We start from the raw sequence: 24543 nt of genomic DNA on the forward strand, positions 1-24543 counted from the left end.
TTATTCCCCTTGTACCATTCTGTCATACTCCTCTAAGGGAACCGGTTTGGAATAGAAGTATCCCTGGGCATAATCACAGCCGATTTCCCTCAAGAGCTCCACATGTTCCTGTGTCTCCACCCCCTCGGCAATCACGGGAATCACCAGTTCTTTTGCCATCTCCACCATATGCTTTACAATGGTTTTCCCCCTGCCGTTTTTATCAATGCCCCGCAAAAATTCCATGTCAAGTTTCAGCACATCCACCGGGGCTTTTTTCATCATGCCAAAAGAGGAATATCCGCTGCCAAAATCGTCAATTAGAATGGAAAATCCTGCTCTTTGAAGCTGTTCCAGGGTATGGTATAAAATCTCTTCATCGGTGGAGTAAGCGCTTTCCGTAACCTCAAGCTCCATATACTTGGAAGAGAGTTTATGGGAATCCAAAAGTTTCACAAAATGTACATACAGATTATCCCTGTAAAAATCGATTCTGGAAACATTTACGGAAATTGGCAGAACCCGGTTTCCTCTCTCCATGCAATTTTGCAGATACAGGGCTACATGCTCCCAGATATATTGGTCCATATTGCTGATGAATCCGCTGCGCTCAAAAAAGGGTATAAAATCCACAGGGTTTACAAAGCCTTTTTCCGGATGTTTCCACCGCACCAAAGCCTCTCCCCCCACGATTTTCCCGGAAATCACATCATATTTGGGCTGGACATAAACCTTAAACTGGTCATTTTTTAAGGCGTCCCACATATCATTTTTTACTTCCTGTTCCTTTAACATATTCTGCATCATCTCGTGGTCGTAATATGCATGGGTCTCCATATATCTGCCCTTAATGCTGGAGAGGGCCAAAGCGGCCTTATCGCACATGAAATCCACCGGCTCCTCCCGGTCTACAACCACATAGATACCTGCATAGATACGGATGTTATAATCAAAATTCATACTTGACAATATCCCCCGGATTTTCCGGAAGGATTTCTGGATATCCAGCATTTTAAGAGGAAAACAGAGTATAAAATGGTCGGAATCAAGCCTTGCAGCCACCCCTTCGGTTCCCAGAAAATCAGTAATCAGCTCCGCCGCCCGGATTAAAAGCTGGTTTCCCACCTCATAACCGGAGAGCTCGTTTACCAGCTTAAAGTGTTCCGCATCCCAGCGGACGAACACATAGTCTGTATCCGGATTCTTATGAATCAATTCCCAAGCCTGTTTCTCAAAAGCCTCCTTTCGGTACAATCCCGTTAAGGAGTCATGCTCATAAATATACTTAGACTGCAGGGCCAGCTGTTTGGCGGAAATCTCTTTTTCCTTCTCCCTGGTAATATCCAGCATAATAGCAATAAACATCTCCGGATGTCCGTCCTCGGTTATGGCCCTTTCCCGGAAACACACCCAGCGGTATCCTGTCTTTCTGTTTATAATCCGAAATTCGCAGGACATGCCGTCTTTCCTTGTATCTCTTTCGTCTAGGGAGTGTTTCAGCTTCTTTAAATCTTTTCTCGACACCAAATCCTTCAGCAAAAAAACCTTTCCCCCGGAAATATCCCTCTGCAAAATCCCAAACAATTCCAAAACTTCCTGGCTGTAATAAAAAATCTCAATATTCCCCTTCTCTGCCCCATATACGATAATTCCCCCGGGCACTTCACGGATGGCATTTCCAATCACCGTTTCTTTTGCTTTCCATTTGCACAAATCCGCATTTTCTGAAAAGCAGACCTGCATTGTCTCTAAAGCTTCCGTTCCTGTTTTTCTCCTCATTTGAATACCCTCAATTATTTTCCCCACTGATAATGTGATTCTGATTTTTGTAATAAAAATACCCTGCGATACCATCCTCTGAACCATCGCATACGCAATCATCCAGTCTATCGTACCGCAAGGTTTTTGTCATAAGTTATTAACTCCCGGATGGAATATATGGCAGCAATGCCCCTGCCATCTGAGAAATCGGCATAGATTGTAAGTAAATTTTACCTGGCCCGGTAATTCTTGTATTAAACACCCCTTCTCCGCCAAAGACCATATTTTTCAGGCCGGGAACAGACTGAATGTCAATGGAACATGTCTCCTCCATGGCAGCCAGATAACCGGTGTCTATAATCATAGCCTGACCTGCTGCAAGCTCATACTCTTTGATATACCCATCAAACTCCACAAAAGCTACTCCCTGCCCGGAAAGCTTCTGCATAATAAATCCCTCTCCCCCAAAGAATCCGCTTCCAATTTTTTTCTGGAAGAAGGTGGATAGCTCCACTCCCGCTGTAGATGCCAAAAATGCTGATTTCTGACAAATCATGTTTTTCCCCGGGGAAATCTCAAAAGCCCGGATTGCCCCTGTGAAACTGGATGCAAAAGCAATCATCCCCGGGCCTCTCTCAGCAGTATAATTGTTGAGAAATAAACTCTCACCGCTTAAAATCCTGCCGAACATTTTTCCTACGCCGCCCCCTACGGTCTCCATTTTCATATTGGGAGACATCCAGGACATGGCTCCTTTTTCTGTAATCATCTTCTCTCCGGCTTCCAGTTCACAAATTACCACCGGCATGGGTTCCCCTTCAATTGAATATCTCATTCTCTTTCTCCTTTACAATTTATTATATCTCTCCCACCGCATCCTTCAAATCCTCTGTCATACTCTGTACACAGGAAGTCTGGGAGGAAATCTGTTCCGTATTTGCTGCAATGGTTGCAATTTTTTCCGTCATCTCATTGATACTTTCAATCAGCCGCTTTACAGAGCCCACGCTGTTATTGATTTTGGGGATAATATCTTCCGCTTTCTTGTCGCTCTCCACCACAAGGTCTTTTGTGGAGGCGGAAAGATTGCGGATTGCCTCTGCAACCACCGCAAAGCCCCGGCCCTGCTCTCCCGCCCTTGCCGCCTCAATGGAGGCATTGAGAGACAAAAGATTTGTCTTCCCCGCAATGGCCGTTATATTTTCATTGGTAGTCTTATAAATATCAATAAAATTGGATATCGTCTCCAAAGACTCATTTAACTCATAACAGAAATTGGATATATCCTGAACATACTGGGCCAGGTTTGTGGCCTCGTTGGCGGAATCCTCATTGGCCACGCTTAACTCTGTCACATTCTCCCGTAGTGTGGCAAACTGGCTGATAATGTCCTGAAGGCGCTCCTGATGGATTTGCTGGTCTTCCTGCTCCTTCTTCCTTAGCTCCTGTATCTTGCTTTTTTCCCTCTCGGCCACATCCTTTAAATAGTATACGCAGCTCTTTCTCTTTCCTACATTATTGAATATGGCCTTTGCCATATCCCGGCATGAGGTGAAACCGCAGCACTCACAGTTAATATTACGGCTTTCCTCATCATATTTATGCATCTTTTTAAAGATTTCATCATATTGCTGCTCCGTGGGCTCTTTAATCTCCACGGCTTTGGCAGAATAATTCCGGATGAAATCATTGATGTCAAGCTCTTTAAATGCAAGCATAAGATTGTCAAAACGCTGTTTATGGGAAATCTCTTCCGTCCAGGGATTAGAGTTTTTTCCCTTTTTCCCCAGATGCAGGGATTTGTTTTTCCCAGGATTCTGGTCTAGCTGCCGCATTTTACTCAAAGTAAGCATCACATCGTCGGTATTGCGCTCCGGCTCCGTGGCCGTACCGTAAATACAGCCCTTGCTGCAGTTTAAGATATCCACCATAAAGGGCAGCTCTTTACCTTTATTTACCCTTTCAAGATATTCCTCCAGATAGCGGTAAGCTTCCCGCTCTCCCTCCACCTGTCGGACAACCTGTCCTTTTCCCAGAAAATGTTCCACATTTTCTTTTAACCCCCCTGGCATGGGATAAAGGGAGCCAAGGCCATACTCCAGTTCATCTGTGTACTCCTGGCATCTCTCATAATCTTTCCCCACAGCCTGCATAAGTTTGGCAAATGTCACATTATATTTCACATATCCCTTGCAGTTATCATCTGTTATCTCCATCTTTTTTGCAATGCAGGGGCTGATAAACGCCAAATCATCTGTGACTTTCAGATATTTTTTTATGTATATAGCCATACACATCATAGGGCTGTGAACAGGCATCAGCCTGGGAATCAGCTTGGGAATATACTGTTCCACATACCGGACCACAGCGGGACAGGGCTGGGAGATTCCACCCACAAAGTTATGTTCCGTTATATATTTTAAATATCCCCAGGTCGTAATATCCGCCCCGAAAGACACACTGTAAATATGGTTTACGCCCTTTTGCTTTAAATACCCCAGCACCTTTTTATACTCTCTGGGATAATTGGCCAAAAAGGCAGGTGCAATGATAACGGATATCTTTTTCCCCTTGGACAAATTCCCGAAAAACTCCGCTGTGTCATCCCTGTAATCCCTGGCATTGTGGGAACAGGCGTCAAAACATGCCCCGCAGGCAATACAATTATCCTGATTTACATAAACAAAACCATCGTCTTCCACTACATTGGACACCAAAACCGGGCATGCCCTTACACATTTATTGCATCCTGTGCACGACTCATTGGTAAAAACTAATTCCATTGAGAAACCTCCTAGATGTCATAACCCTTGACCGCTTCTGCTACTTTAATCTCTTTTTCCATATTACCACATTTTAAACAAAAGTACCAGTTATTTCTTACTGTGTCTTAAGCATTTCTTATGAAATTCCCGCCTGCCTGCAGATATCCATAAGGCAGCACCTGTCACAGTGAGGTTTTGTCCTGGCCGTGCACACTTCCCTGCCGTGGTACACCAGGCGGTGGCAGAAGTCGCTGCCCTCCTCTCCGGGTATGATTTTCCAAAGGGCCATCTCCACCTTTTTGGGGTCTTTCGTCCCCTCCACCAGTCCGATTCTGTTGCAGATTCTAATACAGTGGGTATCCGTCACAATGGCTGGTTTATGAAACACGTCCCCCATAATAAGATTGGCGCTCTTTCTTCCCACCCCCGGCAGTTTTAAAAGCTTGTCAAAATCATCCGGCACTTCTCCCCCGTACTCTTCTTTTAATATTTTCATACAGGCACTGATATCCCTGGCCTTGCTTTTTCCCAGGCCGCAGGGGCGGACAATCTCTTCTATCTCCTCCACAGGGGCCTTAGCCAGCGCCTCCACGTCGGGAAACTTTTCATAGAGTTTTTCCACTACAATATTTACTCTTGCATCGGTACACTGGGCTGCGAGACGCACACTGACCAGGAGTTTCCATGCCTCATTGTAATCCAGGGAACACCCTGCAATAGGATACTGGGCTTTCAGCCTTTCAATTACCTCTAACGCCCGTTGTTTTTTTGTCATGGTATCTCATCCTCTTCTTATTTTTCTTCATTGTATCAAAATTTCCCGGTATTCTCAATCACTAACTGAATTTCCTGTGGTAATCTCCCCCCTTCGCATTTTTACCTGCCCGGTAAAACGGGTATCGTACACCGCTGTTCCCCTTTTTAAAAGACGCCTTAAAGTCTCCTCACCGGGATGGCCGTACCGGTTATTTTTCCCGCAGGAAATCACAGCGGCTTTTGGCGTTACCGCAGACAATAATTTTTCGCAGGTGCCGTACTTCGAGCCGTGGTGGGATGCCTTTAACACATCAATCCTGGGAAATTTGCAGCTCTCCGCCAGTTTTTCCTCCTGCTTAAGAGATAAGTCCCCTGTAAAAAGTCCCAAAAAACCGCCGCTGTCATAAAATAGCACCATGGATGCATGATTCCTGTCCGTCTCCTGATTCTTATCCTCCGGATAGAGACAGGTGACTTTCCAGCTCTTATCCTCCCCGGTAAGGGTTTCCCCCTGCCCCATATACAAAATTTTTATATTCCATTCCCCGGCAAACCTGTTTAACTCCTCCCATGCCTCATCCCTCACAATCCCCTTCGCCAAAACCAGATATTTAATGGGAAATCCGCTCTGGGCCACTTCTGTCATGCCGCTTGTGTGGTCTTTATCCAGATGGCTTAAAAACCAATAGTCTACCTTCCGGATTCCGTGATACTTTAAAAAAGGCAAAATCCGGTAATTCCCCACATGTCCCACACTGATGCTGCCCCCGTCTAAAAACATATTCGTTCCGTCCTTCTCCATAAAACAGACAGCCTCCCCCTGCCCCACATCTAAAACATCCCACTCCCCCTCCAGGCGGAACGGGCCTGTTAGAACCGTAAAAAAGACAATAAAGCAGGCCCCTGCCTTCGCTGCGACATATTTATGGTTTTTCCGGGAGAGCAAAAGGAGAAGAATGCCTCCATACCATACTAATACCGAAAATTCAGACAGCTTTCCGGTAATAAAGACTGCCCAGGGAAGTTTTAAGCTCACGCGGCAGACCGTCTCAAAGAGCAGTAAAATCACCGTACAGGGAAATAAAAGGATTTTTCCCACAGCCGCTGAAAAACATCCTGCAAGCATCCCTGCCATTCCAAGCCCCAGCAGGGCTTCCATACAGGGCAGTATCACAAGATTCACAAGGAGGGCATAGGGGGAGATTTCATAAAAGGTATTGCATAAGATGGGAATTGTCACGATCTGGATACATGCACTTACAAGGCATGTGTCTTTTAATCCGGACAATTCCCTGTGAAAACAGGACTTTTTTATCTCCCCTGCCAAAAGAACCCCTGCCACAGCCCCAAAGGATAAGAGAAAACCTGTGTGGTAAAAAATTTTCGGGTTTTCCCAGGCCAAAATCAGGGCCATAAGGGAAAGGGCGGTAAGCATATCATAACTTTTTCCCCTGCATTTTCCCCAGAGGAGAATGAAAAACATGCCAATTGCCCTGGTCTGGGAAATTCCAAATCCTGTAAAAATCCCATAACAGGAAATAAAAATTCCGGAAAGGGCTGCCGCCGTGTACCCGGTACATTTTTTTCGGAGCAGGCGGTAAACCGTCATTCCCAAAATAGACAGGTGAATCCCGGAAATACTGTAAAAATGGCTGACCCCCGACTTTTGAAACAACTCTTTTAGCTCTCTGTCCATGCCGCTTTTCTCCCCCAGAGTCATGGCCGCCATAACTTTCCCATGTGAATTACCCATACAGTTTTCATAACTCTCTCGGAACATTTCCCGGATCTGATAGAGATATTCCCGAAATTTATCCGGCCCTCCATAGCTCTTTTCCACCTTTGCCTCCTCCACTGCCCCCTCGATATTAAGGCTCTGGTAGTAGGCCAGCTCGTGAAAGCCTCCCTCATTTTCCGGCTTGTGGAATGTTTTTATTTTTCCTTTGATAACTAAGGTTTCTCCGATGGAAGATTCATCGGCTGAAAGAATAACTAAGATTTGAGGACAGGTATAGGTCCCGCTTTTGGATTTTAGATAATTGTCTTTTAGATAATAATAGAATTGTTCCCCTTTTTCTTCTTTCCTGCTAAGCCTTCCCAAAAGTGACACATCTTCACCCTGGATGAAAAAAGACTGGGCGCACCTGCTCTCATCTTCCCGGCAGGCCGCCCTGGCCCCTCCCAAAACAAAGGCCGCTAAAAGAACCGCTCCATACAATCCCAGCCTTTTTCCCCTGATTTTCCCGGCGGCTAAGACGGAGCACTGCCACAAAAAATATAAAAGGAAAATAAGAAGAAACAGAGGAAAATTCCAGAGTACCCCGCAGATTCCCAGGAGAAAGGAAGCTGCAAGAGAGGCCAATTTCCGTTTATTCACTGGTATCCTCCTCCCCCTCTCCCTTCACATCATTCACTTTCATTTCAGAGTTATTTACCTCCTCCACGTAATCCAGGTTTCTCTCATAGAGTTCATCCAGGGCAAAGCTGTCACGGTACACTCCCTTGGTATTTCCGTTTACGGAAATCTGTACTTTATTTATGGTGGAAATTTCCGACAAAGAATCTACAATGGAATATATCACCACAGGTTCCTCTATGCTGTAATTCTGGTTCCGGAAAGCATCGTCTAAATTCACATAGCATACCCCGTCTAACACAGACACCCCCACCAGCTTTGTGCCCTCGGGGATTGCCGACTGGGCATTTTTACTTTTCGGTCCCTCTAAGAGATGCTCTATCACCAGTTTTTCCAGGGAAATATTGCTGCTGTGGTGCACTTCCTGGGTCTCCTGCACAAGACCGTTCCCCTTTTTGTTGGCAAAATATAAAACAATGGTGGATGTCTGGATAGAGTTAATCTGTTCTCCAGGATTTTCTATAAAACTATCATTGGTCATAACACCCACCAGATTACCGCTTCCGTCTGTGAGAGGGTCCTCCCCCACATAAAAACTTAAACATTCCACCCCCTCCACCTGGGTTAAGGTGCGCACAATCGCCGCCCGGGACAATGTCTCCTGCACCTGGTTCATGGTGCGGTAAGTTTCATTAAAATACAAGGTTAATAACGTCCCCTCCAAAATATAACTGTCCACTCTCACATCCTGGGGAATCACCTTTTTAAAATCCACATCCCCGGAATCTTCCTGCATTTTTCCGATTAGCTCATCAATCATCCCCTTGGTGTCATCCTCCCCGGATTCCATCTCATAGGGCAAACTTTCAATTTTCGTTATATCTTTATTGAGATAATACATCTGATAATCCAAATGATCCTGTTCCTCCCCGGGTTCTCCACATCCCGCCGCAAGAGAGAAAAGCAAGGCCATAAGGAGCCATCTGCTGACTTTCTCCATCTATCTCCTCCTGATCATAAATAAAAAATCTAGGAAGCAATATAATTCAAAGGAATCCGCACATTAAAAATTGTTCCCTCTCCCTCTGTGCTGAACACCTTAATCGCTCCCCTGTGCATTAAAATAGCATTTCTGGTAATGGCAAGACCAAGGCCAGTACCTCCGATTTCCCTGGAATGGGATTTGTCCACCCGGTAAAAACGCTCGTAAATATGTTCCAGGCTCTCCTCTGGTATGCCGATTCCCCCATCTTCCACTTTAATGTAAAAGTACTGGTGGTCCGCATTTAAGGACACATGCACCCAGCCGTCGGGACGGTTGTATTTAATAGCGTTTTCCACCAGATTGGTAATGGCCAGGGTAAGTTTTACCTCATCCACCTCCGCACTCACCGGACGGAAACTCTCCAGCACCAGCTCTATGTTCTGCTTCTCGGCAATGGGACGAAGCCTTTTTAAAATCAACTCTAACTGCTCATTGATATTGACGCTGGAAATATTCAAATCCGCAGCGGAACGGTCCATTTTTACCAGGGATAACAAATCATTAATAATTTTTGTCTCCCTGTCAATCTCATTTCCGATATCCCCCATAAATTCCCGATAAAGTTCCAGGGGCACATTTTCCTGCCCGTTTAGGGAATCTGCCAAAACTTTCATGGAGGTAAGAGGAGTCTTTAACTCGTGGGACACATTTGAGACAAATTCTTCCCTGGATTCATCAATAACTTTCATTCTTTCAAAGAGCTGGTTAAAACGGTGGGAAATATCCTCCGTCTCCAGGTAGGTTTCCTCTTTTAATTCAGTGGCAAACCCGTTTTGTATCTCAGAAATCTGCCTTGACATATCAGACAGGGGCCGTACCAATCTCATAGACAGCATGACAGACAGGGCCAAAACCACCAAAAGCATGGAAATCTCAATCACCAAGGCCCCGTCTTTTAAATATTCAAGGTTCAGCTTAATACTGTCTGTAGACACGCTTACAAGAAACACCCCCAGGCTTTCCTTGCTCTCCGTGTCCGTGAGGGGAATTGTCATCTCTATATACCCGTTATCCGAGTCATGCTTGGAAATTTCCTCTCCGGAAAAGCTTCTGATAACCTCCTCCGAGACAATGGTTTTCCCCTCGTCCACCCCGTAAGTGTCTTTTACAATACGGAAATTGCCATCAATTATCATGACACGTCCGTCATAAATATTTGATAATTGCTCCAACTGGGAATTGATAATTTCAGATGATGTATCTTCCAGATAATTGTTAAATATAATTTGATTCCCTAAGATTCTAGCCTGGCTTAAAATATCAATACTTCGGTTGGATACCGCTTTCGTCTCGTAAGACCTTAGTATCCCTCCCCGAAGTATCGTCGCCGGTATGGTTCCGATAAGCAGAAAAATCAGAATGAGCCACAGTTTCATGCTCTTAAAAATTCCTGGAAAGTTTTTCTTTTTTGACATTTGTTCCTTACCCCTGATAATAATAACCTACGCCCCATTTTGTATGAACATACTTCGGCTCGCTTGGATTGCTCTCAATTTTTTCCCGCATCCTCCGCACATGCACGTCCACAGTCCTCACGTCACCAGGGTACTCATAACCCCATACAAGATTCAAAAGGTTTTCCCTGCTGTACACTTTATTGGGATTCGTCACAAGAAGTTCCAATAGATCAAACTCTTTGGCGGTAAGGTTTATTTCTTTTCCCTTTACAAAAAGCCTCCGGCTCTCGCAGTCCATTCTAAGGTCGCCGCTCTCAATCATGGAACTTTCTTCCTTTTTGGGCTGTCCCTGGGCGGTTCTCCTCATAATGGCCTTGATTCTGGCCTTTACCTCCAAAATGTTAAAGGGTTTGGTAATATAATCATCTGCGCCGTACTCAAGACCTAATATTTTGTCCATATCGTCCCCTTTTGCCGTGAGCATCACTATGGGAACCGTGGAAAAATCCCGGATATGCTGACAGACTTCAAATCCGTCCATCTTGGGAAGCATAATATCCAAAAGAATCATATCATACTGATTCTCCGTAGCCATCTTTAATGCTTCCTCCCCGTCATAGGCACAATCCACTTCCATGCCATCCTGTTCCAAGCTAAACCGGATTCCTTTCACAATTAACTTTTCATCATCCACCACAAGAACTTTTTTTGCCATTTTACTGCTAACCTCCAGGGCATCTTTTATAAAGTCAGACTACTTTACCGTAATGTAATCTTTCATTTTGGAATACAATCCCTCTTTGATCCCGGTGATATTCATCACATCCTCCGCCGATTGGAACTTTCCGTTTTCTTCCCGGTAAGCGATAATGCTCTTCGCCTTCGCCTCTCCGATTCCCGGAATCCCCATCAGGGCACTGACATCCGCCGTGTTGAGATTGACTCTGCCGTTTTCCTGTTCCTCCTGAACTGTTGTAACCGGTTCTTCTCCCAGGGCAAAGACCTGTATCATCTGCCCGTCCTCCACAAAAAGGGCCTGGTTTACAGCCCCGGGGTCTGCCGTCTCCGTCAGTCCTCCCGCCAGGTGTATGGCCTCATAAACCCTGCTTCCCGCCGGAAGTTCATATACCCCAGGGACATTTACCTCTCCGCAGACATACACACAGCAGAGACCCTCCTCCTCTTTGGAAGAATCCAAAGTCTCTGTTTCCTCTCCAAATTCCGCCACGGTTTCCGTTTCTGTTTCAGCCAGTTCAAAAACATCTTCCTCAAAGGCAGGGCTTTTTTTGCCGCAGCCAAACATAATGAGGAATAAAAGGAACAAAACACTAATTACATATCTATACATTTCATATCTCCTTTTCTATTTGGGAAAAGGAGCCCCTCGATGCCGATACCCACATTTTAACGAATTTTTCCAATGATTACAAGAGTAACTTTATAGAAAAGGAGTTAATTTTTCAGAAAAATATTATACAAAAATAAAAATGAAGAAAGACTGCCAAAATACGGCAGTCTTTTCTGAAATAATCTTTATGATACCTGTCTCTCTTTTAACTTATCCAGCACATGGGCTTTGGACAGTGCAAAAATTATCACCGCCGCCATTACAATTCCCGTGAAGGTCTGGCCCAAATTGGCGGGAACTGTTGCAAGGGAAGCGGCAAATCCATAGAGGAAAACCTCTAAAACGGCATATCCAAAAACCTGGAAAAGCCCTCCTGCCACGGCGCCGAAAAGCCAGTTAATTTTGTTTTTCGGCATAAGCTTTTCCACAAAGGTTCCCATAATAAATGCCATAATGCTTTTAATGATCAGGGTAGGCACAACATATACCACATATCCCCCCAGCAAGTCTGCCAGGGCCGCCCCGAAACCTGCCGCTATGGTTCCCTGCTTTCTTCCTAAAATCATTACTGCAAGGAATATCATGCAGTCTCCCAAATGGGTGTACCCTCCGGTCAAGGGGGTAGGAATTTTAAACATGGTGGTAAAAATATATACCAATGCCATCATTAGTGCGGTTTTCACCAAAGTCTGAATTTTAAGGTCTCTCATTTTTTACTCCTCCATAATTTTTCATTTCGGCCGATTTTTATGGTATGAGTATAATTCAGAATTGGTTTGATGCACAGTGCCAGTTTTGATAAAATTGACCAGTCCAGTTATGCCTTTTCCATCAATCTCCTATGGTCTCAAGTCCTTTCTTTTCTAATTTCCGGTTCACCCTCTGTTTTCCCACGCTGTAAATAACGGAGCACACAGGGACAGCCAAAAGCATTCCCAATACCCCAAATGCGCTGCTGCCAATGGTAACTGCCGCTAAAACCCAGATGCCCGGAAGTCCCACGGATTTCCCCACAACTTTGGGATAGATAAGATTTCCCTCCACCTGCTGCAGTACCACGATAAACAGGATAAACCAAAGTGCCTTTATGGGATTTACCATAAGAATGAGGAACGCCCCCACCCCAGTTCCTATAAAAGCTCCAAATACGGGAATCAAAGCGGTAAAGCCCACCAGCACGGAAATCATTGGAGCGTAGGGCATACGCAAAGTCACCATGCCCAAAAAGCAAAGGCTTCCGATAATCACAGATTCCGTAATCTGGCCTGTGACAAAACTTGTAAATATTCTATTTGTCAGTGCAAAAAAATTTAATACCGACTCTGCCCTTTCCCCGGAGAGAAAAGCAAATATCACTTTTTTGAGATTTCTCCCCAGTTTTTCCTTCTGGGAAAGAACGTAAAAGGCAAATACCAGCCCAAGGATTACATTAAACATAACTGAAAAAATAGAGGTAGTAATGTCCACCGTTTTTCCCACAAAACTCTGGCCGCTTTTCCAGAGAAAATCCCCTGCCACTTTGCCAATCTCACTTAAATTTAATTCTGGCTGTGGCAGAACAATTGCAAAATCCATTAACACATCGGAAAGGTCAGCCCACCACCTTTCTATCTGCACCATATACTGGGGGAACATGTCAATAATCATAAAGGCGGTATTCCTGATTTCCGGCACCACCATAAACAAAAGGATAAAGATAACCCCTCCGATTATCACTGTGCTTAAAAGCAGGCACAGGGGACGTTTTAATTTCTTCATGTTTTTTTCCCCCCGCCCCCAGGAAATTTTATCCCACAAAGTTTCCACCGGCCTAAGGAGCACATTAATTACAAAAGCAAAACACAATCCGATAAGAAAGGGTGCCAGTATCCCAAGAAGATTCCGGAAAATCATAAGCACGGAAGGCCCGTGGTTTAATCCCCAGAAAAACACCATTGCAAAACATATGATAAAAAGTATCTTTTTCACATTTTTTCTATTTAGTTCCAAATGAAATATCCTGTCCTTTCCAATTATTTTACCGTAACCTGAAATACAGCTTTTGAACCTTTCTTTGTGGTCACCGTAATTTTCGCCTTTCCCTTTTTCTTTCCTGTAACCTTTCCCTTAGAATTTACCCCGGCCACGCTTTTATTTGAGGATACATAGGATTTTACCCTGTCGCTTTTCGGACGGATAGATTTTATTTTAATCGTAACAGATTTACCCCTTTGTATCACTGCCTTGGTCTGTTTTAATGTAATGCCGTAACCCTTTACTTTTCTAAGGGCCTCTAAAGGCTGTATCAGCCCGTGGCCGTAATGGGAATCATATCCTTTTGCCCCCAAATCCTTTGCCGTGGCGTTTATGATATCCCGGCATTCCTTTGCCGTCATAGAAGGCTTTGCCTGGAATAATAAAGCTGCCACTCCCGCTGCAAAGGGCGCTGCAGCACTGGTAGTTCCCCCGGGGGCCACCACATCCATTTTGTCGTTATATGTGCCCTTTGGAATCACCACATACTGTTTCTTTCCCGAATCGTACTTTGCAGCCCCCACAGACAAAGTGTTGTCGTAGGATGCCGCATAGTGGTACTCCCTTTTCCCGCTGTTTCCACCGGAAGCACACACCAGCCCGCTGTTTACCGGGGCGGTATAAAGATTGTTGATGACATTGTACTCCCACTGGGAATAGGAATCTCCCCCGAAACTCATGCTGATGACACGGCACTTTTTTGACTTGGCATAGGCCAGTCCCTTTTCCACCTGGTCGCTGTAAATATATCCGTCTTTTCCCGCCTGGATAATATAGAGATTGACTTTAGGCGCCACCCCCACCAGAATTTTTGCACAGCTTGTGCCATGGCTGTCTGAGGAAATATCACTGCGTTTCGTGGAGCCGGTTTTTGCATTGTAAACCCCTTTAATCTTGGACTTAATGGCAGGGTCGTTTAAATTTGCCCCGCCGTCAATCACAGCCACATTTACCCCTTTTCCCGTCACATCTTTCCACACCTCGTCCAGTTTTAAATTGGAACGGTCTTTGGAGGAAACTCCCCCGCCGGAACCAAAAACCTCACCAACATGGATTTCTAAATCCTCCGTATCAGGTTTTAACCTATTGCCGGACTGTGCCCCCCATGCCAGACCAGACTGGGGAATGAGCATACAGATGCAGAGCAGCATACAAATAAAACTTTTCAATTTTCTTTTTCCCATAAGTATTCCTCCCTTAAAATAATACATACATTATACCTTCCCAAAAGAAAAACGGCAAGGAATTCCCTGCCGTTTTTTTATCTCTGTCCTAATTAGACATCTCCACCAGTTTTTCTAAAACATGCTCCGCTTTTCCCGAATCAATGGACTTAGCTGCCATGCCGATTCCTGTCTGGATGGAATCCGCCATCCCCCCGATATAAAGGGCAGCGCCGGCGTTTAGCAAAACGATATCCCTTTTGGGCCCCGTTTCCCCGGAGAGCACGGCTTTTGTAATTTCTGCATTTTTACTGCCGTCCCCTCCCTTTAAATCATTCAGGCTGCACCGTGAAAATCCAAACTGCTCCGGCGTCACGGTATAGGTTTTCACCGTTCCATGGTCTATCTCAGACACCACCGTCTCCCCTGTAATCGTAAATTCATCCATATTGTCATATCCGCTCATGACGAAGGCCCGCTCCACCCCCAGACGGCTTAGCACCGTTGCAATTTTTTCCGTAATTTTGGAGTCATAGACCCCCACAACCATATATTTTGCCCGGGAAGGATTTGCCAGAGGCCCTAAAATGTTAAAAACCGTGCGCACCCCAAGCTCCTTTCTCGCCTGGCCTACAAAACCCATGGATTTGTTAAAAAGCTGGGCAAACATAAACCCAAGGCCCGCCTCATCCACACATTTTTCCACCCTGGCAGGTTCCGCCGAAATATTTACCCCTAAAGCCTCCAGCACGTCCCCCGCCCCGCTTTTGGAAGAAATAGAACGGTTTCCGTGCTTTGCAATATGAAGCCCGGCCCCGGCCGCCACGAAAGCGCTTGTGGTGGAAATATTAAAAGAAAAGGTGCTGTCCCCCCCTGTTCCCACCAAATCCAAGTAGGTTTCGGACTTAGGTGAAATTGTCTCCGCTTTATCCCGAAGCACCGCCGCAAATCCTGTGAGTTCGTCTATGGTCTCCCCCTTCATGCGAAGGGCCGTCAAAAACGAACCGATCTGGGCCTGGGTGGCCTGACCGCTCAACATAACATCCATGGCGTGTTTTGCCTCTGCCTCCGTTAAATTCTCTCCTGCCACTACTTTTGCAATTATTTCTTTCATATACGTCTCCTCCTGCCTCACATTTATATCCATCCTATGGTCTGTCACAAATTCTCCATACCTGCCTTAAATCCTTTGCAGTAATCCGCCGCCACTTTTGTATCATAGTTATTCTGATCCAGCAGTCTGATAAAATGGCTCCCTACAATGGCCCCGTCGATAATGTGTTTCATCGGGGCGATATCCTCCGGTGTTCGGATGCCAAATCCCATCATCACAGGGATTTTGGAAAGGGCTTTTACCGACTCTAAATACGTAATAATTTCTTTATGGAAATTTCCTTCCTGGCCCGTCACACCCATGGAGGACACGCAGTAAACAAATCCCCTTGCATTTTCCAAAATCAAGGGAATCCGCCTCCCGGAAACCGGGGATACAAGCTGGATTAGGATGGCCCCCTCCTCTTTGTCAAGGGACTCCTGCAGCTCCTTTTGTTCCTCAAAGGGCAAATCCGGCACGATAAGCCCGTCAACCCCTGCCTCCTTGCACTTTTTCACAAAGCCTTTCACCCCGTAGTGAAAAATGGTATTGGAGTACATCATAAAGACAATGGGTATGTTCACTCCCTCCTTTCGGATTTCCTCCATCATCTGAAAAATCTTTTTCAGGGTAGCTCCCTGGCAGATGGCTTTGTAGGAAGCCTGCTGTATCACCGGGCCGTCCGCCACCGGGTCGGAAAAGGGGATGCCAAGCTCTAACACATCTGTCCCCGCCTCCTCCTGGGCACGAATCAGCGCCTTGATCCCCTCCATGTCCGGAAGCCCGGCGGTCATATATGTAATAAACGCCTTTTCCTGTTTTGCCTGTAATGCGGCCATTTTTTCTTCTATGCGGTTCATAATTTTCCCATCCTTTCTTTTTCGCTCCAAAGACTTTCTAATTCAGATATCCCTTCCCGGAAAGATAATCTGCAATGGTATTCACATCTTTATCCCCCCGGCCGGAAAGACACACAATCATGGCTTCCTCCTCTCCCATGCTTTTCGCTTTTTTTATTGCGTAGGCAATGGCGTGGGCGCTTTCGATTGCAGGAATGATGCCTTCCAGTCTGCAAAGCTCCATCAAAGCGTCCATGGCCTCCGTATCTGTAATGGAGACATATTCCGCCCGCCCCGTATCTTTTAAGTACGCATGTTCCGGCCCCACGCCGGGATAGTCTAGTCCTGCGGAAATGGAGTGGGCCAGCTTAATATTCCCGTCCTCATCCTGGAGAAGATAAGAGCACATCCCGTGGAGGGTTCCGGGAATTCCCTGTGCCATGGCAGCCGCATGTTCCCCAGTTTTAATCCCTTTTCCTGCGGCTTCCACACCGATAAGCTCCACCCCCTTTTCCTCTATAAAATCCGCAAACATGCCGATGGAATTGGAGCCTCCCCCCACACAGGCAATTACTGCATCCGGCAGCCTTTTTTCTGCCTCATAAAACTGCCGTTTCGCCTCCCTGCTGATAACGCTTTGAAACTCTTTTACCATTTTGGGATAAGGGTAGGGGCCTACTGCGGAACCGATAATGTAAAAGGTGTCCTCCGCCGTCTTTGCCCACACCCGGATGGCCTCGTTTGTGGCGTCTTTTAAAGTGTTGCTGCCGGAGCGGACACATTCCACTTTTGCCCCCAGCATCTCCATGCGCATCACATTTAGCGCCTGGCGCTTCATATCCTCCTCCCCCATGTAGACCGTACATTCCATATCAAAAAGCGCCGCCCCAGTGGCTGTGGCAACCCCGTGCTGCCCTGCCCCGGTCTCTGCAATCACTTTTGTCTTTCCCATGCGTTTCGCCAGTAAAATCTGCCCAATGACATTGTTGATTTTATGGGCCCCGGTGTGGTTTAAATCTTCCCTCTTTAAATAAATTTTCGTTCTGTGCTTTTCGCTGAGCCGCTCCGCAAAATAAAGGGGCGTCTCCCTGCCTACATACTGCTTTAAATAATAGTGGTACTCCCCCAGAAACTTTTCATCCTTTATGGCCTCCTCAAAAGCCAAATCCAGCTCCTCCAAGGTATTCATCAGGGATTCCGACACAAACTGTCCCCCAAATTTTCCGTAATATGTTTTCCTGTCCATAATATCCTCCTCTTTTTTTCAAAAGCTTTGTATCTGTTTTGTTTCTCTTACTTTCTTTACAAATTCTAAAATCTTCTCCCTGCTTTTGCCATTTTCCTCCTCCACGCCGCTGCTTACATCCACCACATCCGGGAAAAAATAACGGATGCCTCTCTCCACATTCCCTGCATGGAGCCCCCCTGCTAAAATCAGCATTTTTCCGGATTCTGCCTTTAATTTTCCCACGGTACTTTTCAGCCCTTCCCAGTCAAAGGGCTCTCCCCCGCCGTAACCCTTGCCGTCCGCCACAAAACCGGCAATGGCGTCCCCCCAGGCTGATTCTTTGATTAAAATCTCCTGAAGCTGCTTTTTCTCTGTGATATTTACTGCCCGCCACAGGGGAATCCCCGCCTTTAAAATCTCCGGGCGAAACTCCCCGTGCACCTGCAGGATATCAAACCCTGCCTGGGAAATTGCCTTTGCCAGATTTTCATCCAAGCTTACAGTTACCGCCACTTTTTTTATGCCGGGATAAAGCCTTCGGACAATGCTTTCTGCTTCCTTTATGCTTACATTCCGCCTGCTTTTTTCATAGAAAACAACCCCCCCGTAATCCGCTCCGGCTTCGTTTAGATACTCCGCCTCCGCCTCTCTTTTTATGCCGCAGATTTTTATTTTCGGCGTTACAAATTTTTCCATTTCTGTGCCAGCTCCTTTGGATTTTCTGATTCCATAAAGGCCCTGCCGATTAAAAAGGCATCCACACGGCAGTCCTTTAAAAATTTCACGTCTTCATCGGAGACAATGCCGCTTTCCGCCACAAAAATTTTCTCCCTGGGCATATACTTTGAAAGCCTTTTGGTATTGTCAAGACTTATGGTAAAGTCCTTTAAATTCCTGTTATTCACCCCGATGATTTCCGCATCTAATTTTAGTGCCCGCTCCATCTCTCTTTCATCGTGGACTTCCACCAAAGCGTCAAGCCCAAGTTCCCGGGAAAGCTGGTAAAAATCTTTCATCATCACATCATCCAAAATTGCCGCAATGAGAAGCACTGCATCCGCCCCGATCACTTTTGCCTCATAAAACTGGTAAGGCTCTATCATGAAATCTTTCCGCAGAATGGGCAGCTCTGTCATCTTCCTGATCCTTTTTAAATACTCTGCATTTCCAAGAAAATAATCCTCCTCCGTGAGGCAGGAAACAGCATCCACCGACTGGGAGTACTCCTCCATCCTTTCCGTCAAATCGATTTTGCTCACTATCTTCCCAAGGCTTGGGGATGCCTGCTTAAATTCCCCGATAATGGAAATCCCCGGTTTTTTTAAGGCGTGGCAAAAACTGTGGTTTCCCCCCTTTTTTTCCTCCGCCATGCGGCGCATTTCCTGTTCTGAAATTTTTACCTTGTGCTCCGGCAGACGCTTTTTTTTATCTGCAACGATTTCATCTAATATCATAACTGCCTCCTCACTCTGTCTAAAAAATATACCGCCTTTTTTCTCTGGTTTTCCCCTCAAGATACTGTCAAAAAATTTTCAATGATCCGCTTTCCATGTTCTGTGTAAATGGACTCCGGGTGAAACTGCAGTCCGTACACCGGATATTTCCTGTGCTGCATTGCCATAATCTCCCCGTCCTTAGTCCTTGCCGTCACCAGAAGGCACTCCGGCAGGCCCTCTTCCTGAACCGCCAGGGAATGGTATCTTGCAACGGCAATGGGTGACGGGATCCCCTGAAATAATCCTGTGCCCTCATGGGTAATCCTGGACTGTTTTCCGTGGAACAGGGCCTTTGCGTAGGAAACATTTCCCCCAAATGCCTCCCCGATACACTGATGCCCCAGGCAGATGCCAAGCATCGGCTTTTTATCGTAAAACTCTTTTACCACATCCAGGCAGATCCCGGCGTCCTTTGGGCTTTTGGGCCCTGGGGATAAAATAATCCTCTCCGGATCCATTTCCTCTATCTCCTCCACCGTAATTTTGTCATTGCGGATAACCCGTATATCATCCTGAAAAACTCCAATATACTGATACAGATTGTAGGTAAAGGAATCGTAGTTATCTATGATTAAAATCATTTCTGCCTCCTTATAAATTCTCCTGATTTACCAATGTTTTTGCCAGTGCCATCACCTTATTGCAGCACTCCTCATACTCATTTTTTGGAACGGAATCCGCCACAATCCCTGCCCCGGCCTGGAGATATACAGTGTTTCCTTTTTTTATCATGGTGCGGATAGTAATGCAAAAATCCATATCCCCGTTAAAATCTATGTATCCCGTAGCGCCGCCGTAAAGCCCTCTTCTCACTGTCTCAAGCTCATCAATAATCTCCATGGCCCTTATTTTCGGCGCCCCGCTTAAGGTTCCCGCCGGGAGGAAAGACGCCGCCAAATCCAGGGGATGGGAATCTCCCTTTTTCCTCCCCTCCAGGGTGGAGACAATATGCATCACATGGGAGTATTTGTGGATGCCCATAAATTCCGTCACCTTCACCGTGCCGAATTTGGCAATGCGCCCCATGTCATTTCTGGCCAGATCCACCAGCATCACATGCTCCGCCCGCTCTTTCTCATCCGATAAAAGTTCCTCCTTTAAACGCTCATCTTCCCCGTCGTCTTTTCCCCGTTTCCTGGTGCCTGCAATAGGCACGGTATAAACCCTGTCGTCCTGTTTTTTTACAATCATCTCCGGGGAACTGCCAATCACCTCAAACTCCCCGAAATTAAAATAATACAGGTAAGGGGATGGATTTAATTCCCGAAGTTCCCGGTACAAATCAAAGCCCCTCTGCCCGGTTTCTATGGTCCAACGCTGGGATAACACCGTCTGGAAAATATGGCCCTCCCGGATGTAGTGCTTGATTTTTTCCACTTTTTCCCCGTAACTCTCAAGGGTATCGGATTTTTTTATAATTTTTCCGTCCCGTTTGAAAGAAACAGAGGATTCTCTCTTTTTGTCCCTGGCCTGCTCCACCATGAAAGCTGCCTTTTTTAATGCCCTTTCCCTGCCCTCTTCGTTATCTTCCTCCAAGACAATTGCAGTTAAAGTTTCCGCCACATGGTCTACCACCACAAACTCTTTCATCAGCATCATCTGTATGGTTTCAATGCCCATTTCATCCGGGTTGTCATCGGGAAGGACTTCCGAATACCGCACAAAGTCATATCCCAGATTTCCTACCAGTCCTCCGGTAAACCCGGTATCCCCCTCCTCCCTTCGGATTTCAAATCCGTTATAATACTCCTTTAAAAGCTCTAAGGGATTTCCCTTTTTTTCTACCCTGGATCCATCCCTCCGGCTAATCACCAGCCCTTCCGTACCCTTGGAAGTTATGATTTCCTCCGGCTCCGCCCCAAAAAGCGTAAACCTGTCATACTCCTTGTCATAGCTTTCCAGTAAAAATCCCATTTTGTCTCCCACCAGGTTTTCATACATCCCTGTGGAAGTCTCATTTACAATACTCACTGTTTTTTTATATACCCGGTAAACTCTTTTCATTTTCCCGCTTCCTTTCCTGTTTTTCATGTTTCCCTTATGGGGGCCCGTGTGCAACTGAGTAGGGGGATTTCTTTTCCCCTGCTCGCCGCGCGGCCCGCATACCGCGTCAGCGGTAAACTTCCGCATGCGGGCCTGCGCATAAAAAAATCCCGGATGTTCTTCTTTCAAAAACATCCGGGACGAATTTCTCGTGGTGCCACCCAGTCTTCATTGCAATTTTGGCAGACAATACATAGAATTTGAGGACAAAAAAAGCATTCACCGATACGGAAAATGCCTGCCACCAATCTTACAATCTCTTGATACGGAATCTGCGATTCGATATCTCACCCCTGTAACGTAGGGAAAACGGCATCCGCTACTATCATTCGCTTTGCGTCTCACAAACCCATTCCTGTAAAACTTCCTGCCGTCTCACACCAGCCGACGGCTCTCTGAAAAGAAACTTTTTACAGTACTATCTTTGCTCACTGACTTTATCTTTCTTTAACTGCATTTTAGAGTAGCACAATTTATGGGAGATGTCAAGGGGGATTTTTTATTTTTTGTAACAGTTCACCCCCAAAATCTTTTCCTCTATGATATCTATAATTTTGTCAATCTCCCATTATCAAAATAATAGATATCTTCTCTCTTATACCCATATTTGGAATTAGAAATACTGATATGGGGTTCAAAAGTAAACATTTCCACATCGGATAACTTTTTGCAGTTTTCTTTTTCAATATATATTCTGTCGTTTTTATTTTTTACAATAGAGTGTCCCAGGTTTCCAAGAAAATCTAAGTTAAGGAACCCCTTTTTTACAATTAGTTCATTCATATAATTGTACAATTCTCCAAATGTCATATCCGGCGCTGCCATCTCCATTAAGGTGATATGAAGATATTCTTCCATCTTAAGTCCATTCCGCCACTCATCTTTTTTTATTCTGCTAATTTCATGGCATAACACACCGTCTTCAAACACAAGCGTCCTTGCATAATCTCCCCAGATACAATTTTTTTGAGGGCTTAAATCAACAGTAATAATATCATTTTTCTGAACTATTCTGTCTGCCACCTGATAATCTTTACCCGAAACAGAAACCGCAGTTTCCTCCCCTGCAAAAATAAAAGCGCCCACATCCCAATACCAAAATGAATCCGCACCGTTGTTTAACAGATACTCTTCACACAATGATTTAATGTCCCACAGGCCCATCCCGGCTTTGATTGTTTCCTCTACATACTTTATAGCCGCCCGGTTTAAATTTTGCATATCAGAATATAAACCAAGGGTTTCCTTTGCCACACTACATCCATTGGATAAATGCTGTCTTGTCTTCACTGTTGTAACCTGCCTTTCTGTAAAAATTCAATGTACTGTCTTCCTTAGAGCCGGTAAGCAGCATTATTTTATAACAATTTTCTTTTCGGGCAACTTCTTTGGCAAAATTCAGGCATTTTGTTGCCAATCCTCTCTTTCTGCAGTTTTCGTCGGTTATTACATTTTCAATAAAAGCGTATGGCCGCTGGTTATGGGTCAGATTAGGAATGATGATACAGACACAGGAAGATACGATTTTCCCATGTTCTTCCGCAACAATTACATGATGATTTTTATCCCTGAAAATACTTTCCCAAATCTGCAGAAGTTCAGGCGTCTTTTCCGGCATGGGATTGTTATGTAATTGCATATATAATCTTAATAAACCATCTAAGTCATTTTTCACGATTTCTCTAATCATAAATAAATCCTTTCATAAAGCACCATACACAATACTAACATTATAACAGAAAAATTTATTTTAGTCTTTTCTTCTCAATATTTTTTGGCATGGCTACTTTAATTTTTCGGGGAAAATACACATCAGTTTCGTTAAGCTCCCGCCGCCATACGACCCCCTCAAGACAGGCAATGCCAATGTTTCTAAAATAACTAAAATAAGATATGGAAATATACTTCTATCGTTATTGACAGGATTTAATGCCGCTATATGTATCAGTAAATTCCATGCAAAATGATATGTCACCGCCGATATTATATTATCACATGTAACACTCATTAAAAAGCTATAAATATAACTTTCAATGATACAACTGATAAAAAATAGTAGAATAATCTGCTCACCACACCGTAAAAAATGAATACCAGAAACGCCGCAAAGCCGCATAAACACTATGTTTTTGCGGCTTTGCCCGTTCCTGTGGCAGCGGTAAAAAAATCTGTTTTGCCGCCCATTTGACGCCCTAACTCGACGGGCAGATATAGTCGGCATTTTTAGAGCTGATATGTTTGAATGTTGCCAACGGCTTCACCTACTTTCTGCAAGACTTCAAACTTCAAGGCGGCAAGCCCGGATATGGCGGCTTGTACCTCTTGGGAGAGGGCGTTATAGGGTGCGCCGTACTCGTTCAGACAGCGGGCAATCTGATTCAAGTTGCCGCCGATTTTCCCGTGCTCGGCTGTAAGTTTCCCAACGGCAGAGAGTAATTCATCATTGACCGGGGAAACGGTAATGACCGGGCGTATGCTTGACTTGATAAGGGCTTGCCGGATAAACTCGGCTTGGCTCATTTTGCAGAGGGTGACACGCTCGGAAAACTCGGCGTATTCTTCCTCGGTCAAGCTCCGCTGTGGCGGCTCGCACTTCTTGGGAGAGGGCGTTATAAGGTGCGCCATACTCATTCAGACAGCGGGCAATCTGGTTCAAGTTGCCGCCGATTTTCCCGTATTCGGCTGTGAGTTTCCCAACGGCAGAAAGCAGTTCATCATTGACCGGGGAAACGATGATAACCGGGCGTATGCTTGACTTAATAAGGGCTTGCCGGATAAACTCGGCTTGGCTCATTTTGCAGAGGGTGACACGCTCGGAAAACTCGGCGTATTCTTCCTCGGTCAAGCGTGTCTTGATTACCCGGTGGGGGTGGGGCGTGTTGTATCTTTTCATGGCTTTCAGCTCCTCGTATAATAAGTTTGTAAGCAAGAAAAACAGCTTACAGACTTATTCTTTTTTGATTAGACAGAAGGATAATTCTAAACATCCTTTCCGAAGGTTCTTCTTCAATAATGCTGGCTCATCCATTCTCTGTCTATTGGTTAATAAGTTACTTTATAGTCATGGCCCCAGATGTTACAATAAGGTTCATAAGAACTGTAGCTATGGTTACTGCTTTATCGCTCCAGCAAAGCTTCTGCTATTGCCAAGAAAGCCTGCAGCCCTAACGCTACGCTAAGACTTATTACACAAATGCTGCATCCCGGCATCTAGCCACCAGCAGGGTATTTCTGCCGGGCAATGCTCATAACGCGAGGTTT

The 24543-nt window shown here is 45.3% G+C and carries 24 protein-coding genes, 1 pseudogene and 1 other annotated feature; of the genes and pseudogenes, 1 reads left to right on the forward strand and 24 read right to left on the reverse strand.

Annotation, left to right across the window (positions count from 1 at the left end; translation table 11 throughout):
* From D7Y06_RS09770 to D7Y06_RS09875, 23 genes are all read right to left on the reverse strand, one after another.
* Nucleotides 1-1758, reverse strand: a complete 1758-nt coding sequence (locus D7Y06_RS09770) for a GGDEF domain-containing phosphodiesterase (protein WP_158591338.1) — start codon at nucleotides 1756-1758, stop codon at nucleotides 1-3.
* A 10-nt stretch (nucleotides 1759-1768) separates the two neighbouring features.
* Nucleotides 1769-1891, reverse strand: a complete 123-nt coding sequence (locus D7Y06_RS27645; RefSeq protein ID WP_256387218.1) for a hypothetical protein — start codon at nucleotides 1889-1891, stop codon at nucleotides 1769-1771.
* Between the two features lie 6 nt (nucleotides 1892-1897).
* Nucleotides 1898-2575, reverse strand: a complete 678-nt coding sequence (locus D7Y06_RS09775) for a TIGR00266 family protein (RefSeq protein WP_120407622.1) — start codon at nucleotides 2573-2575, stop codon at nucleotides 1898-1900.
* Between the two features lie 22 nt (nucleotides 2576-2597).
* Nucleotides 2598-4523 (reverse strand): [Fe-Fe] hydrogenase large subunit C-terminal domain-containing protein, encoded by a 1926-nt coding sequence (locus D7Y06_RS09780; RefSeq protein ID WP_120407623.1) that lies wholly within the window; start codon nucleotides 4521-4523, stop codon nucleotides 2598-2600.
* Between the two features lie 118 nt (nucleotides 4524-4641).
* Complete coding sequence (locus D7Y06_RS09785; RefSeq protein ID WP_120407624.1) at nucleotides 4642-5280, reverse strand: endonuclease III domain-containing protein; 639 nt, start codon at nucleotides 5278-5280, stop codon at nucleotides 4642-4644.
* Between the two features lie 54 nt (nucleotides 5281-5334).
* Nucleotides 5335-7638, reverse strand: a complete 2304-nt coding sequence (locus D7Y06_RS09790) for a DNA internalization-related competence protein ComEC/Rec2 (protein ID WP_158591339.1) — start codon at nucleotides 7636-7638, stop codon at nucleotides 5335-5337.
* Entirely contained in the window at nucleotides 7631-8617 is a 987-nt protein-coding gene (locus tag D7Y06_RS09795; RefSeq protein ID WP_120407626.1) for a GerMN domain-containing protein, read from the reverse strand. The genes D7Y06_RS09790 and D7Y06_RS09795 overlap by 8 nt, the downstream gene beginning before the upstream one ends.
* A 29-nt stretch (nucleotides 8618-8646) precedes the next feature.
* Nucleotides 8647-10077 carry a sensor histidine kinase gene (locus tag D7Y06_RS09800; RefSeq protein WP_120407627.1) on the reverse strand — a complete coding sequence of 477 codons (1431 nt, stop codon included), beginning with the start codon at nucleotides 10075-10077 and terminating at the stop codon, nucleotides 8647-8649.
* Between the two features lie 7 nt (nucleotides 10078-10084).
* Nucleotides 10085-10774 carry a response regulator transcription factor gene (locus D7Y06_RS09805; protein WP_120407628.1) on the reverse strand — a complete coding sequence of 230 codons (690 nt, stop codon included), beginning with the start codon at nucleotides 10772-10774 and terminating at the stop codon, nucleotides 10085-10087.
* 39 nt (nucleotides 10775-10813) lie between these two features.
* A complete protein-coding gene (locus tag D7Y06_RS09810; RefSeq protein WP_120407629.1) occupies nucleotides 10814-11407 on the reverse strand; it encodes a helix-hairpin-helix domain-containing protein in 594 nt (197 codons plus the stop codon).
* Nucleotides 11408-11592: 185 nt separating this feature from the next.
* Nucleotides 11593-12117: an ECF transporter S component gene (locus D7Y06_RS09815; protein ID WP_120407630.1), complete on the reverse strand. Its 525-nt coding sequence runs from the start codon at nucleotides 12115-12117 to the stop codon at nucleotides 11593-11595.
* Between the two features lie 121 nt (nucleotides 12118-12238).
* The gene (locus D7Y06_RS09820; protein WP_120407631.1) at nucleotides 12239-13396 is read right to left on the reverse strand and encodes an AI-2E family transporter; all 1158 of its coding nucleotides are present in this window, start codon (nucleotides 13394-13396) and stop codon (nucleotides 12239-12241) included.
* A gap of 23 nt (nucleotides 13397-13419) precedes the next feature.
* Entirely contained in the window at nucleotides 13420-14604 is a 1185-nt protein-coding gene (locus D7Y06_RS26970; protein ID WP_158591340.1) for a S8 family peptidase, read from the reverse strand.
* 88 nt (nucleotides 14605-14692) lie between these two features.
* Nucleotides 14693-15697, reverse strand: a complete 1005-nt coding sequence (gene trpD / locus D7Y06_RS09830) for an anthranilate phosphoribosyltransferase (protein ID WP_120407644.1) — start codon at nucleotides 15695-15697, stop codon at nucleotides 14693-14695.
* Between the two features lie 44 nt (nucleotides 15698-15741).
* A complete protein-coding gene (gene trpA, locus D7Y06_RS09835; RefSeq protein WP_120407633.1) occupies nucleotides 15742-16536 on the reverse strand; it encodes a tryptophan synthase subunit alpha in 795 nt (264 codons plus the stop codon).
* Nucleotides 16537-16573: 37 nt separating this feature from the next.
* Nucleotides 16574-17761, reverse strand: a complete 1188-nt coding sequence (gene trpB / locus D7Y06_RS09840) for a tryptophan synthase subunit beta (RefSeq protein WP_120407634.1) — start codon at nucleotides 17759-17761, stop codon at nucleotides 16574-16576.
* A gap of 18 nt (nucleotides 17762-17779) precedes the next feature.
* Nucleotides 17780-18439 carry a phosphoribosylanthranilate isomerase gene (locus tag D7Y06_RS09845; protein ID WP_120407635.1) on the reverse strand — a complete coding sequence of 220 codons (660 nt, stop codon included), beginning with the start codon at nucleotides 18437-18439 and terminating at the stop codon, nucleotides 17780-17782.
* The gene (gene trpC / locus D7Y06_RS09850) at nucleotides 18424-19197 is read right to left on the reverse strand and encodes an indole-3-glycerol phosphate synthase TrpC (RefSeq protein ID WP_120407636.1); all 774 of its coding nucleotides are present in this window, start codon (nucleotides 19195-19197) and stop codon (nucleotides 18424-18426) included. The genes D7Y06_RS09845 and trpC overlap by 16 nt, the downstream gene beginning before the upstream one ends.
* 56 nt (nucleotides 19198-19253) lie before the next feature.
* Nucleotides 19254-19820, reverse strand: a complete 567-nt coding sequence (locus tag D7Y06_RS09855; protein WP_120407637.1) for an anthranilate synthase component II — start codon at nucleotides 19818-19820, stop codon at nucleotides 19254-19256.
* A gap of 10 nt (nucleotides 19821-19830) precedes the next feature.
* Entirely contained in the window at nucleotides 19831-21243 is a 1413-nt protein-coding gene (trpE, locus tag D7Y06_RS09860) for an anthranilate synthase component I (RefSeq protein WP_120407645.1), read from the reverse strand.
* A 172-nt stretch (nucleotides 21244-21415) separates the two neighbouring features.
* Nucleotides 21416-21723, reverse strand: a binding site (T-box leader).
* Nucleotides 21724-21828: 105 nt separating this feature from the next.
* Nucleotides 21829-22572, reverse strand: a complete 744-nt coding sequence (locus D7Y06_RS09865) for a M24 family metallopeptidase (protein WP_243119208.1) — start codon at nucleotides 22570-22572, stop codon at nucleotides 21829-21831.
* Entirely contained in the window at nucleotides 22538-22972 is a 435-nt protein-coding gene (locus tag D7Y06_RS09870) for a GNAT family N-acetyltransferase (RefSeq protein WP_120407638.1), read from the reverse strand. The genes D7Y06_RS09865 and D7Y06_RS09870 overlap by 35 nt, the downstream gene beginning before the upstream one ends.
* A 533-nt stretch (nucleotides 22973-23505) precedes the next feature.
* The gene (locus tag D7Y06_RS09875; protein WP_120407639.1) at nucleotides 23506-23907 is read right to left on the reverse strand and encodes a plasmid mobilization protein; all 402 of its coding nucleotides are present in this window, start codon (nucleotides 23905-23907) and stop codon (nucleotides 23506-23508) included.
* Here D7Y06_RS09875 and D7Y06_RS26975 point away from each other — a divergent pair.
* Nucleotides 23879-24037, forward strand: coding sequence for a hypothetical protein (locus D7Y06_RS26975; RefSeq protein WP_243119210.1), 159 nt, complete (start codon nucleotides 23879-23881; stop codon nucleotides 24035-24037). The genes D7Y06_RS09875 and D7Y06_RS26975 overlap by 29 nt on opposite strands.
* Here D7Y06_RS26975 and D7Y06_RS28545 read toward each other — a convergent pair.
* Nucleotides 23981-24175: pseudogene (locus D7Y06_RS28545) on the reverse strand (plasmid mobilization protein); the annotation flags it as partial. The gene D7Y06_RS26975 and the pseudogene D7Y06_RS28545 sit on opposite strands and share 57 nt — an antisense overlap.
* Between the last annotated feature and the right edge of the window lie 368 nt (nucleotides 24176-24543).

This window comes from Roseburia sp. 1XD42-69 (genome assembly GCF_003612565.1).
Taxonomy (GTDB): Bacteria; Bacillota; Clostridia; order Lachnospirales; family Lachnospiraceae; genus Roseburia_B.